The 12976-nt window shown below is 40.0% G+C and carries 12 protein-coding genes; 7 read left to right on the top strand and 5 right to left on the bottom strand.

What is annotated here, in order from left to right:
* Positions 1 to 24 precede the first annotated feature (24 nt).
* The 6 genes from OCK74_RS23670 to OCK74_RS23645 all read left to right on the top strand — a co-directional run bounded on the left by OCK74_RS23670 (position 25) and on the right by OCK74_RS23645 (position 6682).
* Positions 25 to 2904 carry a DNA methyltransferase gene (locus OCK74_RS23670; RefSeq protein WP_279299580.1) on the top strand — a complete coding sequence of 960 codons (2880 nt, stop codon included), beginning with the start codon at positions 25 to 27 and terminating at the stop codon, positions 2902 to 2904.
* A gap of 80 nt (positions 2905 to 2984) precedes the next feature.
* On the top strand, positions 2985 to 3458 hold the full coding sequence (locus tag OCK74_RS23665) for a GAF domain-containing protein (RefSeq protein ID WP_279299579.1): 474 nt from the start codon (positions 2985 to 2987) through the stop codon (positions 3456 to 3458).
* Positions 3459 to 3674: 216 nt separating this feature from the next.
* The gene (gene fbp, locus OCK74_RS23660) at positions 3675 to 4706 is read left to right on the top strand and encodes a class 1 fructose-bisphosphatase (protein ID WP_279299578.1); all 1032 of its coding nucleotides are present in this window, start codon (positions 3675 to 3677) and stop codon (positions 4704 to 4706) included.
* Positions 4699 to 5460: an ABC transporter ATP-binding protein gene (locus OCK74_RS23655; protein WP_279299577.1), complete on the top strand. Its 762-nt coding sequence runs from the start codon at positions 4699 to 4701 to the stop codon at positions 5458 to 5460. Before fbp ends, OCK74_RS23655 begins: the two co-directional genes overlap by 8 nt.
* Before the next feature lie 93 nt (positions 5461 to 5553).
* Complete coding sequence (locus OCK74_RS23650) at positions 5554 to 6078, top strand: YfiT family bacillithiol transferase (RefSeq protein ID WP_279299576.1); 525 nt, start codon at positions 5554 to 5556, stop codon at positions 6076 to 6078.
* Positions 6079 to 6136: 58 nt separating this feature from the next.
* The gene (locus OCK74_RS23645; RefSeq protein ID WP_279299575.1) at positions 6137 to 6682 is read left to right on the top strand and encodes an NUDIX hydrolase; all 546 of its coding nucleotides are present in this window, start codon (positions 6137 to 6139) and stop codon (positions 6680 to 6682) included.
* 45 nt (positions 6683 to 6727) lie between these two features.
* Here OCK74_RS23645 and OCK74_RS23640 read toward each other — a convergent pair whose 3' ends face one another.
* Both OCK74_RS23640 and OCK74_RS23635 read right to left on the bottom strand, forming a co-directional pair.
* A complete protein-coding gene (locus OCK74_RS23640; RefSeq protein ID WP_279299574.1) occupies positions 6728 to 8026 on the bottom strand; it encodes a bifunctional folylpolyglutamate synthase/dihydrofolate synthase in 1299 nt (432 codons plus the stop codon).
* Positions 8027 to 8071: 45 nt separating this feature from the next.
* Positions 8072 to 8938 (bottom strand): hypothetical protein, encoded by an 867-nt coding sequence (locus OCK74_RS23635; RefSeq protein ID WP_279299573.1) that lies wholly within the window; start codon positions 8936 to 8938, stop codon positions 8072 to 8074.
* A 233-nt stretch (positions 8939 to 9171) separates the two neighbouring features.
* Between OCK74_RS23635 and OCK74_RS23630 the strand changes: the two genes are divergently transcribed.
* Entirely contained in the window at positions 9172 to 9657 is a 486-nt protein-coding gene (locus OCK74_RS23630; protein WP_279299572.1) for a CHRD domain-containing protein, read from the top strand.
* A 2-nt stretch (positions 9658 to 9659) separates the two neighbouring features.
* Here OCK74_RS23630 and OCK74_RS23625 read toward each other — a convergent pair whose 3' ends face one another.
* Genes OCK74_RS23625 through OCK74_RS23615 form a run of 3 tightly spaced genes read right to left on the bottom strand, consistent with a single transcriptional unit; the run spans position 9660 to position 12668 of the window.
* Entirely contained in the window at positions 9660 to 10949 is a 1290-nt protein-coding gene (locus tag OCK74_RS23625; protein ID WP_279299571.1) for a radical SAM family protein, read from the bottom strand.
* A 44-nt stretch (positions 10950 to 10993) separates the two neighbouring features.
* Positions 10994 to 11620: a hypothetical protein gene (locus OCK74_RS23620; protein ID WP_279299570.1), complete on the bottom strand. Its 627-nt coding sequence runs from the start codon at positions 11618 to 11620 to the stop codon at positions 10994 to 10996.
* Entirely contained in the window at positions 11613 to 12668 is a 1056-nt protein-coding gene (locus OCK74_RS23615) for an agmatinase family protein (RefSeq protein ID WP_279299569.1), read from the bottom strand. Before OCK74_RS23615 ends, OCK74_RS23620 begins: the two co-directional genes overlap by 8 nt.
* Between the last annotated feature and the right edge of the window lie 308 nt (positions 12669 to 12976).

Here is a 12976-nt window from a genome sequence, read left to right as displayed (position 1 = left end):
TTTTGCGCGAAAACGCAGAAACTGATGCCACTTAGCTGGAGTGAAATTAAAAGGCGTGCACAGGATTTTTCTTATGATTGGAGGCAAAAGAAGACTAAAGCTAATAAAGTCAAAAATTTCTTTCCTGAGTTTCTTAATGTTTTTGGTATTAGCCGCAGGCGTGTTGCCAGTTTCGAATGCGCTGCCCAGGAATTATTTTCAAAAGTGGAAAGCCCAGGAAATATTACTACCAATTCAAGCCTATTATGGAAAGGTGTCATACTTATTAATTTTGAATCTAACTTAACAGATGAAAATTTCTCCTTTAAGAGTAGGATTGATGTTCTATCCAAACTGCCAGAAAAAGAAAGGCCGCGTTTTATTTTAGCCAGTGATTTTGTCAATTTCTGTTTACTTGATCTTGGAAATGGCGTACGTGTTGATTTTTCTTTAACCAAATTTGTAGACCACGTTCAACTTTTTGGGTTACTAGCAGGTTATCAAGTTCGTCCTTTTAAAGAGCTGGATCCAGTAAATATTGAAGCCGCAGAACTAATGGGGGGACTGCATGACAAATTAAAAGACCTGGGTTATGCCGGGCATCCTCTTGAAGTTTTCTTAATCAGGCTAGTTTTTATATTGTTTGCAGATAATACTAACATCTTTGAAAAAGGTATTTTTTTAGATTATATTCAAAGTTGTACTGCTGAAGATGGAAGTGATCTTGCTCAATATTTCATGCAATTGTTCCAGGTATTGAACACACCAAAGGACAGCCGTTCAATTACATTGGATGAAACGCTTCAGGCGTTTCCTTATATTAATGGGAAGCTGTTTGATGAGCGTTTCTCTTACTCCTCATTTGATACCGAAGTCCGGCAAATGATCATTGATTGTTGTCTTCTTGATTGGGGCAGGATATCACCTGCCATTTTCGGTTCGTTGTTTCAAAGTGTAATGGATGAAAAGGCAAGACGTAATTTGGGAGCCCATTATACCAGTGAGAAAAACATTTTAAAGCTCATTAAGCCTCTTTTTCTTGACAAGTTGTGGCAGGAATTTGAGAGCATAAAGACAAGCCGGACAAAGCTTCTACAATTCCATAATAAAATCAGCAACCTACGCTTTCTAGATCCGGCTTGCGGCTGTGGCAATTTTCTCATTATTGCCTACCGAGAGGTACGTTTATTGGAAATAGCTATCATCAAAGAATTATTGTTCCGTCATATGAAACTTCGTGAGGAAGTTGCAGCTAGTGCCGGAATTGATATTTCTGTCTTACTCAAGTGTCATGTGGACCGGTATTATGGAATAGAGTATGAGGAATTTCCCTGCCAGATTGCACAGGTAGCTATGTGGCTGATGGATCACCAGATGAATATGCAAGCCTCCCAAATATTTGGCTGTTATTATGTTCGTCTGCCATTAAGAAAAAGTGCACACATCAGGCATGGAAATGCACTTAGATTTGACTGGCAAAGGATGCTTGTTGAAAGTTCAAATGAAACATCTGCGGAGCGGTTTGATTATATTTTTGGCAACCCACCATTTGTAGGAAAGCAACTCCAAAATGCCTTTCAGAAAGAGGATATGGACCTGGTGTTTGCTGGGATTAATGGGGCAGGGGTGTTAGATTATGTTACTGCATGGTATATCAAGGCTGCACAATATATGCAAGAATACTCCGATCATCCAGCAGGTGGGGTTAAAGAAAATAAGACTCGTACTTACAAAACTAAAACAGCATTTGTTAGTACCAATTCTATAGCACAAGGAGAGCAGGTTGGTATATTGTGGAACGAGTTATTTGGCAAGTATGCGATTAAAATACATTTTGCACACCGCACCTTTAAATGGAGTAATGAAGCCAGAGGAAATGCTGCAGTACATGTTGTGATTATTGGTTTTGCCAATTTTAATGTTTCTGGCAAATTGATTTATGATTATGAGGATATTAAAGGAGAGGCATTGGAAACTGTGGTGAAAAATGTCAACCCTTATCTTGTTGAAGGTAAAGATCAATTCATTGTAGCTAGGGCTTATCCTATTTGCAATGTTTCCAAAATGTATAAAGGAAGCCAGCCAACTGATGGAGGTTATTTACTTTTCACTGATGATGAAAAAACAAATTTTATCCATCAAGAATCAGGAGCTATTCCTTATATCAAACCTTTTATCAGTGCGCATGAATTTATCAATGGAGAAAAAAGGTGGTGTTTGTGGCTGGCAGATGCAACTCAGGAAGAATTGCATCACTTGCCACATGTTATGGCAAGGATCGAAGGTGTAAGAAGTGTACGATTGAAAAGCTCCAAGCAAGCCACAGTAAAGTGGGCCAAATTTCCTACATTATTTACAGAAAACCGGCAGCCGGATGGTGATTACGTTCTGATTCCATCACATTCATCTGAAAACAGAAAATACATACCAATCGGTTTTATGTCAAAGGATGATATTTTAAACAACTCCTGTTTCGCAGTACCAAATGCAACATTGTATGAATTCGGTATATTAACTTCAGAAATGCATACAGTTTGGGTTAAAAACACTTGTGGCCGGATCAAAAGTGACTTTCGCTATTCAAACACTTTAAATTACAACAACTTTCCCTGGCCAAAAGGTCCGAATGAAAAACAAATCAAAGGCGTGGAAGAAGCTGCTAAAGAAGTTTTGAATGCAAGGAGCCATTTTCAGAAATCTTCGATAGATGGGCAATACCAAAGAGAAGCATCTCTTGCTGATTTGTATCATCCTAACTCTATGCCTCAGCCTTTATTAAAGGCACATGAGGCTTTAGATAGGGCTGTGGATTTTTGTTACAGGCTTCAACCTTTTACAAGTGAGACCAACCGGATGGCTTTTTTGTTCGAATTGCATGAAAAATACACAAAGAAGGAACGGGTAGTCAATGAAGAGCATTTATAAAGAAAACCAGTACTTTTAAGGTAAAGACGATAGATGACCAAGTTTACATGCAGCCTTGACTGCATATTACAAATCATATTATGGCAGAAGATCTAAACATAGTTTCTGGCACAAAGGAAGAGCAATACCAAACATTGATTCCACAAATTAAGGGATTGCTTGAAGGAGAGGCAGACCTTATAGCAAATCTTGCCAATATTGCAGCTGCTTTAAAAGAGCAATTTGGATGGCTTTGGGTAGGTTTTTACATTGTAAAAGGAGAAGAACTTGTGTTGGGACCATTCCAAGGTCCAGTAGCCTGCACAAGGATCAGGAAAGGCAAAGGGGTTTGTGGCAACAGCTGGGCTGAATCCAAAACTTTAATTGTACCAGATGTAGCAAAATTTCCAGGGCATATTGCATGCAGCAGTTTGTCGAAGTCTGAAATTGTAGTACCTGTATTCAATAATGGGAACATACTAGGTGTGTTGGATGTAGATAGTGAAGAACTTGATCAATTTGATGAAACGGATCGGAAGTATCTAGAAGAAATTGTTTCTATGATCAAAGTTTAATAGAGTTCAGATATTAGTATATCTTAAGAGAAGGCTCATATAACAATGATTTTAGTAAGGAAGTTTATGAATATATGATGATTTGTGTTCTTTGAACACAGTGCATATTTAAAAAAAAGTTGAATTTTATTACGAATTGTTTCTATAATTCAATAATTTCCGACAAATCAATAATTTTTATAAATCTTACATTTGCACCCCTTAACCCAAAAGCATATGAATACAGTTAACAGACAAGTTCTTACACTGGATGAATATACCATACAGCAGTTACGTGGCATTCCTGGCGCCACAGGTGAATTAAGTTCTTTACTTCGGGACATTGGCCTGGCAGCCAAGCGGATAAATGTTGAAGTTAATAAAGCCGGCCTGGTGGACATCCTGGGTGATGCCGGTTCCATCAATGTACAGGGAGAAGATGTAAAAAAACTGGACATCTATGCCAATAATCAGCTTATGGGCGTATTGCAACACGGTATTAGTTGCGCAGGTATTGCCAGTGAGGAACTGGATGAATTCATAGCTTTTGATGATGAAGTGAGTAAGAACTCCAAATATGTGGTGCTCTTTGATCCCTTGGATGGTAGTGGTAACATTGATGTCAATATTTCCATTGGAACTATTTTCGGTGTATACCGGAGGGTTACTGAGAGAGGATCTAAAGTGACAGAAGAAGATATCCTACAGCCAGGTGTGCGGCAGGTAGCTGCAGGCTATATCGTATATGGGTCCTCCACCATGCTAGTGTATGCTACCAGACGTGGAGTGAATGGATTTACGCTGGATCCTTCCATTGGGGAGTTTTGCCTCAGTCATCCTGATATCAAGTGCCCTGAATATGGAAAGATCTATTCTGTTAACCATGGTAACTTTTTCAAGTATACGCACGGAGTAAGAGAATATATTAATAATTGCCAAAAGAAAACGAAGGAGGATGGTGGTCCATACACACAACGCTACATTGGTAGTATGGTGGCAGATGTACACCGTAACTTACTGAAAGGCGGCATTTTTATGTATCCAGGTCTGGCAGATAAACCAGGAGGCAAGCTTCGTCTTTTGTATGAGTGCAATCCTTTTGCCTTTATAGTTGAAGTTGCCGGAGGGAAAGCAACTGATGGCACACAAAGAATTTTGGACATTCATCCCACAGAATTACACCAGCGTTCCCCTCTTTTTATAGGAAGTAAGGGTATGATGAATGAACTTGAAACATATATGATGAAAGAAAAACAGTTGCATGGATAAGGTGATGATCTCGGTCCGGGACCTGGTCAAAAATTATGGAAATTTTCAAGCAGTTAAAGGGATCAGCTTTGATGTTTATGAAGGAGAAATTTTTGGCTTACTCGGGCCTAATGGAGCCGGGAAATCTACTACTTTAGAAATTATTGAAACACTAAGACCCAAAACGAGTGGTAAAATCATTGTTGACGGTATTGACCTAGATGCGCATCCCAATGAAATTAAAAAGATCATTGGTGTACAATTACAATCAAGTGGCTTTTATCCAGGCTTAAACTTACTAGAACTAGTTGACTTATTTTCCGGTTTATATAACCGGAAAGTAAATGCGATGGAGTTGCTTGAAACAGTTCATCTAAAAGACAAGGCCAAAGCGAAAGTGAAGGAATTGAGTGGAGGACAAAAACAACGGTTTTCTGTAGCTACTACACTGATTAATAATCCCAAGATTGTTTTTCTTGATGAACCTACCACCGGTTTGGATCCACAGGCAAGGAGAAACCTTTGGGCTTTAATAAAGAATATCCGGCAGAACGGTACTACTGTTATCATCACTACACATTATATGGATGAAGCAGAATATCTATGTGATCGTGTGGCCATTGTAGAATCAGGCAAAGTTGTGGCTTTAAATACTCCAGATAAACTTATTGATGACTTAGTCGCTACAGGATTTGAACGTCCGAAGGAAGTGAAGAAGGCTAATTTAGAAGATGTTTTCATTCATTTAACAGGACATAAGTTGAGAGAAGAATAATTGGAATGATGAATGATTCGAATCCGCCAGAGGCGGACAAGTTGCGAATGGAGGGAGAAGATAACAAATATCAATAATAAACTTGAAATGATCATGTCTGATATACAATATCCAATTGGGCAGTATGTAACTCAAGAATATAATGAAGAAAAGAAAGAGGAGTGGTTAGCAGATATAAAGTTTTTACCTCAAATGCTAGAAAATGCAATCAGCAATTTAGATGAGCATCAATTACAAACGCCCTATCGCCCGGGAGGATGGACCCTCCACCAAGTAGTGCATCATGTTGCAGACAGTCATTTGAATGCTTATTGCCGGTTTAAACTTGGGTATACAGAGCATAATCCAACTATCAAGCCTTACGAGGAAAAATTGTGGGCATCTACATCGGATGTACAGAACCTTCCGGTGAATATTTCTATCACTTTACTTTATTCTCTTCACCATCGACTGCATGAATTTTTAAAACACTTTTCGGAAAGTGACTGGCAGAAGACAATTGTGCATCCTGAACATCAGCAACAAATGACTCTTTGGTTTTTGCTAGGCATGTACTCCTGGCATGGTCGACATCATGTGGGTCATATTATATCTCTACGGGAAAGGATGAATTGGTAACCGTTTTAAAGAATTCAATTTAAGATTGTCTTAAACCATCAATTTATATTTTGTAAATATGGAATGGAAAGTATTATCCAGTGAGTATATCAATAGAGAACCCTGGTTAACGACGCGTAAAGATGTTTGTGAATTGCCCAATGGAAAAATCATGAGTGCCTATTATGTACAGGAGTTTCCAACATGGGTAACGGCTTTTGCGTTGACCAAGGACAATCAAGTAGTTTTAGTGAAGCAATACCGACATGGTTTGGGAGAAATATGTATTGAAACGCCTGGTGGATGTGTTGATGAAAATGAACCTTTAGAGCAAGCAATTATCAGGGAGATGAAAGAAGAGACTGGCTTTGAATTTAAAAGTATCGAATACTTGGGTAAAATATCTCCTAATCCATCCACCAACAACAACCTGATGCATATGTACCTGATGAAGGAAGGAGAGAAGATCGGAGAACAAAGTCTGGATGAAACTGAAGATGTTGAAGTACTACTTTACACAATTGATGAAGTAAAGAATTTACTTCGTGAAAATAAAATCATGCAAAGCCTGCACGCCACTTGTATCTTTTATGCATTAAACAGAATTGGCGAAATGACCTATTAGTGGGGGAGAAGGAGTTATTATTCAATATTAGAAAAAGATGAGGGCTCAAACCTCATCTTTTTCTATTTCTGCAACTAAGAATATACTGCCACATACAATGACCAAATCGTCAGGGGATGCATTTGCTATTGCGGTTTTAAGGGCTTCATTCACATTGTCAAAAGTAATTCCTTTTAATCCTGCCAATTTTGCCTGCTCTTGTAAATGCTTAGCTTCCAATGCCCTTGGAATATGGGCATTTGTAAAATAATAATTTGCTTTTTGGGGGAGTAGGTTAAGCATTGTGGTTACATCTTTATCTTTCACAATACCTAGTACCATATGTAAGTTTCCAAAATTTAACTTTCCCAGGTGGTCCACCATTTGGCGGATACCATCCTCGTTATGCGCAACTTCCAAGACAACCGTAGGGTTTTCCTTGATGATTTCCCATCGCCCAGACAAGCCAGTTAAGCTTTTTACATGCTGAAGGGCTTCAAAAACATCCTGGTCTTCTATGTTCCAACCAATTTTTCTTAAAATATCGGTGGCCTGTAAGACCGTTAAAATGTTTTTAGTTTGATAAATGCCTGGCAGATCTAAAACATACTTGTGTATTGTACCAGATTGTCTTTCCTGAACCTGTATTTCTAAAAACTGGTGAGAGAAGTTATATTCATTAAGGATAAATTGATCATTAGCAAAAGAAACAGGTGCGTTTTTACCAGATGAGAGGCTTGTAAAAACGGGTGCTGTTGCCGGATGTTTTTCACCAATAACAACCGGCACCTTCTCTTTGATAATACCTCCTTTTTCTGCTGCAATTTCTTCTAAAGTATTTCCCAACATATTGGTATGATCCATACCGATGTTGGTAATAACTGCCAATTCGGGAGTAATTACATTGGTGCTATCCAGTCGGCCTCCAAGACCAACTTCAACAACAGCTATATCTACCTGTTGTTCAGCAAAATAAGCAAAGGCCATTGCTACCGTTATTTCAAAAAAGGAAGGTTGAATTTTTTCAATCAGGGGCTTTACCTTTTCGACAAATTGTATAACGAAATCTTCATCCACCCAATCGCCATTGATTCGTATGCGCTCGCGGAAGTCTTTTAAATGGGGGGAGGTATAAAGGCCGGTTTTGTAACCAGACTGTTGCAATATTGCAGCCAACATATGGCTAACTGATCCTTTGCCATTGGTGCCAGCTACATGAATAGACTTAAACTTATTATGAGGATTTCCCAGACGTTCGCAAAGAATGAGCGTATTAGTAAGGTCTTTCTTAAAAGCTGTGCAACCCATTGTGCTAAACATGGGGAGCTTATTGTATAGATAATCTATTGTTTCAGCGTAGTTCATCAACCGCAAAAGTAATAGTGGAATTGCAGTTGATGAAAATGATTCTTAACCTTTTACTTTAAAATCTACTATTATGGTTTGCCTGAATCCACCATCCATTTTCGGATAGTCTATTTCATGAGCCCGCCGGATCGCAATATTGATTTGATTTCTATTTGAAAGGGTAGATCCCTTTGGCTGGAATGTGGCAGATTTTAAATTACCATCAGCATCAACTACTATATCTAAGGCAATCTTTCCGCTTTCGTCAAAGTCGTCTTCAAAGTTTTTTGTAGGAAAGCTATACGTACGAATCGCTAGTCTTTTAGGCGTGCCGGTATAATCTTTACCCCCAGGAACACCACCCGGACGTCCCTGGTCGCCGGTTCCACCGGCTATACCTTCACCGCTACCCGGAGAATAGCTATCTGCGCCATTACCGCCATTGCCTTGTCCACCAACTGCGCGTCCTAACACAGCCTTTGGACGAGGTGGCGCCTGAACTACAGGTTGTGGGCTGGTTGTATTTTTTGTTTTAACTGTTTTATTGTTGTCATCAATTCTTGTTGCTTTTGGACTGGTTACGGCAGGTTTGGTAATAGCCGGAGCGTCATTGTCCGGGCGATCGTCTGTTTCCACATCCTTAGCTTCACTTGTTACGGCTTTTACAGGTTGGGGAGGCGTATAAGCAGTTTGTTTTGCAGGAGCAGGCTCACCAGGCAGCATCGGCTGGTCGTTGCCAGACCCTTCATCACCCGAGCCAAGGTTTACCTCCATTACTTCAACGACTTCTGGTTGAGAAATTACAGGCAGAGGCCATTTGACAATATAGATCAGCAACAGTAGCATTCCAGCCACACCTAAAGTAATGGCAGAAGCCTTCCTGTTTTTTTCCCTTTCGAAATCAGCCGTCATATTGATAGTGTTGCTCATACAAATTTATGGGTAGAATGCTTTTAATCTTCTTATAGACCAACAAACGGTGCAAAAGTTATACAAATTGCATTGATTACAACATTTGGCCCCCTTGTTTTAACATTTATTCAAAAACTTGGTGTGTATGAAGGCAACTGCACTATAAGTACTTACGTATTTAAAGATAGATCTAGCCTTTGAACTACAGCAGAATTAAAAAGAATAATGTTCCCTTAACTAAAACCATTATTATGAAAAAAAGTGCATTTCATCTATTGCCTTTCTTATTCGGCGGTTTACTGGTTTCTTTTATAACTATGGGATGTAGTGACGACGATGATGAAACTGTAAAACAAGTGACTTATGACCTTAGCGGACAAGCCAGTGCAGCAAATGAAATACGGACACCTCCTGTAGTTTCATCGGCAACAGCCACTATTTCAGGTACTTATAATGAAAGTACTAATGTATTGCAGTATAAAATTGATTGGTCAGGTTTAACTGGTAATGCAACAGCTATGCATTTTCATGGTCCAGCCACCCCTCAGCAAAATGCATCTGTAATGATCGCAATACCGGGGTCAAATACACCGTCTGGTTCTATCAGCGAGTCCATTACGTTGCATGATACCGTAGAAGCCCATTTATTAGGAGGTAAGGTTTACTACAATTTACATACTCAAGCATACCCAGGGGGTGAAATAAGAGGTAATATAGTTACCACCAAGCGGCAATAAGTTTAGTGTGCAAAGTCTGCATCGAATTTTCCTTTGATCCGCTCTATGGGAGGATTGTAGTATCCGAACTTCAGGTGGGGAAACTCCTCATGTATTAATTCCATTAATTGTTTCACTCCAAGAATTTCGCCATTATCAACTACGCCAATCTTTCCAAGATACCAATCAGGATCGATATTGAAATTGCGCCATTGGATCATGCATAAATCCGTATCAATTATCAATTTACGCAGTGCTTCATATTCCGCAACGGAGTCGGTCATGCCTGGAAAAACAAAGTAATTGATCGATGTCCATCCACCAAAGCCCCTTACTACTTTAAGGCTTTCAATTATGTCTTCAAATTCGTAATTGTTTGGTCTGTAGTAGGGGGTATATATTTCACGACGGGCAGAGTTTGTACTCACCCTGATACTGTCCAAACCAACTTCGCAGAGCGCCTTCACCGCATCGGGGCGGGAACCGTTCGTGTTGATATTAATACTGCCTTTAGACGTATGTTTCCGGATCTCGATAATTGCCTTACGAATAGTTTCCCACATCAGTAAAGGCTCGCCTTCGCAACCCTGGCCGAAACTAACAATAGGGTAAGGAGCCGTTTCCAAGTGAGGAACGGTATATTCCACTATTTCTTCAGCAGTAGGCTTAAACGTCAGCCGGTCCTGAGTGGATACGATTGCCTCTTCTTCGGGCTGGAATGAAATACAGCCAATGCAATTGGCATTACAAGCCGGCGAAGAAGGAATTGGGCACTCCCAGCGACCCATGAAATAGTTGCGTGCAGCCGGACAATGGTAAGTCAGCGCACAAGTATTCGCTAAATGAGCTACGAGGCGGTTGTGTGGATATAATTTCAGCAGGTGTTGCACTCCTGTTGTAACAGACTTATCATTAAAACCACCACATTCCTGCCTAATATCCTGTTCTATGCGGACGGCGGGAACATAGAATTTATCATTATACCAGCCCGCAGCCGTATAACAGAAAAGTGGTAGCGTAGGAGCATTGGGTCCTGTTTCGTAGGCAGCCAGGTAAAAGCCAGTATGTGCAGGAGGAATGAATGCCGCAACGGCCCAGCCTTTGTCGCAAAGGCGCATTTCGCCAGTTTTGACGTCAATGCCAATGCCGCGACGGCCCGGAAGTTCGTAAAGCTGACCGCCATGAGGCAATTCAATCCATTCATCAGAAGGAACCTGTATAGCATCCCAGCCTGTGCGGCCGGTTACATACAAACTTGTGTCTTCAAAAATGTTTCCTTTTCCGTCTGAATAAAGAATATATGGTGATCTCACTGCAATAACTGATTAAAAATGAATTAATAATTAAAGATAGAATCCTATTTTTCAAGGATTTTTACCTTTTGATCTTCTGCTTTATCGAGTTGCTCCCTACAGAATAAGTTTATCCGCTCAATTTCCGTACCTGTCAGCATTTCCAAGATTTCAAACTGGAGGTATTTATTATTACCAAACATTAAGGTAATATAATCCTGACGAACCGCCACACTATCCAAGTCACTCCATGCAAAGATTTTAGAGGCAATGCTACCCGGAGTTCTAATACCATCATTTCCAATCTTTACAGAGGGCTGATTGAAAATAAATCTCTCTGTAAAAAGCAAGGAAAGGCAAATTCCAGCCCAGAGAAAAAGGCTAATGCTATGAATTGAACTTTCTGAACGAAGTTCAAAGACTGCCAGCCCCAGAAAGGTCAAGAATTGAATCAACCTTAATGACCAGCTATATTTATTTGGAGCATCGATTTTTTTTCGGAGAAATCCATAAATCAAAGAAATTATTGCTACAATATAAACTGGAAGTAAAGGCCAAAAGTCACTGTAATCCAAATATTTAAATGCCAAACTAGCGTTGGCTAGCAAGAAGAGCCCAGCAAGTATATGGAATAAACCAACACTCCGTCTCCGTTTATCTAATCCCTCAATTTTTACGGGGATATCAAACATGCTTTTCCGGATTACCTGATACTAACAAATTACATAATTTGAATAGAACACGAGCGCCCACATTGGCATCCCAACCAGATTCGCTGGTACTTACCTCACACAGGTCAAAGCCTATGATTTGTCTACCTGACTGCCTGATCTTGTTCATCAGGTAAAATGTCTGCTCTACTTCAAATCCGCCTTGAACAGGTGTCCCTGTGTTAGGGCAAAGTTTAGGATCGAGTCCGTCTATATCAAATGAAATGTAAACCTTTTGAGGCAGATTGCTTACTATTTCGTCTACTATAGCTTTATAGGTTTCACCTTCAAATTGGCGAATCCGAATGTCGCGGTCAAAATAAGTTTTCACCCGGTCGGAATTATCCTGGATGAATTCCCATTCTCCAAAAGAATAATCACGGATGCCTACTTGCACCAGTTTTTTCATTTGGGGTATTTCCTGGATCGCATTGTACATGATGCTTGCATGGGAGTAAACGAAGCCTTCATATGATTCCCTTAGGTCGCAATGGGCATCTACTTGTAAGATTCCAAAGTCGCCATGTTTTTCGGCTATGGCTTTCATAAAACCAAGGGGTGTACTATGGTCTCCACCCAAAAGGCCAACCAGCTTCCCGTTGTCCAACAAGGCTTTAGTTTGCTGGTATACCCAATTATTTAAGAAAACACTCCCTTCGTTTACATCTTTAAGGGTACGCGTCATGAATTGGTTGCTTTCCACTTCATCGCCCCTGGAGATAAAGTCTATATAGAGTTCTGCTTCTTTACGCAGATAATCGCTTTTTAACAGCACTTTCTTGTCCGATTCTTTCAGAAAAAAGCCTTCTTTCCAACCGTCAGGAACATCCGGGTCAAAAAGGTCAACTTGTAAACTCGCCTTGAAAATTTGTTCTGCAGAGCGAGCAGTTCCGGACCCAAAGCTTACAGTAACTTCCCAGGGAACAGGTAAGAGGATAAGGCGGGCATCTTCTTCTGTAAAGGGCAACCCATAAATATTATTTTCCGGATTACTAACACTATTCGGATCAAATTGTGCGAGATCAGCCATTTTATTTTTTTAAAAGCGGTGCAAGTTACTGCCATAATTGTCATTTCAATAAAAAAATAAGCCCAGCGGCTATAAAAAGCTCGACGGGAAGGATAAGAGCGTGGTTATAATGAATACCCCAGCCCCTAAAAGGGAGCATCCACGCTCATGATCCTGGTTAGGAATGGATTTAGAGATGGGTGGAAAGGGAGGTGGTGACTGGAAATGGGAAATTGTCATTTTCGGGCATTAATTGGGGTATTGGAATGGCATGATATGGGAGATAAAAGTGGTTTTCTAGGCTTTTCCTAGGCTTAGCTATGGATTCA

The sequence above is a fragment of the Paraflavisolibacter caeni genome (assembly GCF_025628885.1).
GTDB classification, from domain to species: Bacteria; Bacteroidota; Bacteroidia; order Chitinophagales; family Chitinophagaceae; genus Flavisolibacter; species Flavisolibacter caeni.
Note: the sequence above shows the minus strand (reverse complement) of the source record. Positions and strands in the feature narration are given on the sequence as shown.

Coding starts and splice junctions, on each gene's coding strand:
- OCK74_RS23670 (WP_279299580.1), top strand. CDS start 25: ATGCCACTTAGCTGGAGTGAAATTAAAAGGCGTGCACAGGATTTTTCT.
- OCK74_RS23665 (WP_279299579.1), top strand. CDS start 2,985: ATGGCAGAAGATCTAAACATAGTTTCTGGCACAAAGGAAGAGCAATAC.
- fbp (WP_279299578.1), top strand. CDS start 3,675: ATGAATACAGTTAACAGACAAGTTCTTACACTGGATGAATATACCATA.
- OCK74_RS23655 (WP_279299577.1), top strand. CDS start 4,699: ATGGATAAGGTGATGATCTCGGTCCGGGACCTGGTCAAAAATTATGGA.
- OCK74_RS23650 (WP_279299576.1), top strand. CDS start 5,554: ATGTCTGATATACAATATCCAATTGGGCAGTATGTAACTCAAGAATAT.
- OCK74_RS23645 (WP_279299575.1), top strand. CDS start 6,137: ATGGAATGGAAAGTATTATCCAGTGAGTATATCAATAGAGAACCCTGG.
- OCK74_RS23640 (WP_279299574.1), bottom strand. CDS start 8,026: ATGAACTACGCTGAAACAATAGATTATCTATACAATAAGCTCCCCATG.
- OCK74_RS23635 (WP_279299573.1), bottom strand. CDS start 8,938: ATGAGCAACACTATCAATATGACGGCTGATTTCGAAAGGGAAAAAAAC.
- OCK74_RS23630 (WP_279299572.1), top strand. CDS start 9,172: ATGAAAAAAAGTGCATTTCATCTATTGCCTTTCTTATTCGGCGGTTTA.
- OCK74_RS23620 (WP_279299570.1), bottom strand. CDS start 11,620: ATGTTTGATATCCCCGTAAAAATTGAGGGATTAGATAAACGGAGACGG.
- OCK74_RS23615 (WP_279299569.1), bottom strand. CDS start 12,668: ATGGCTGATCTCGCACAATTTGATCCGAATAGTGTTAGTAATCCGGAA.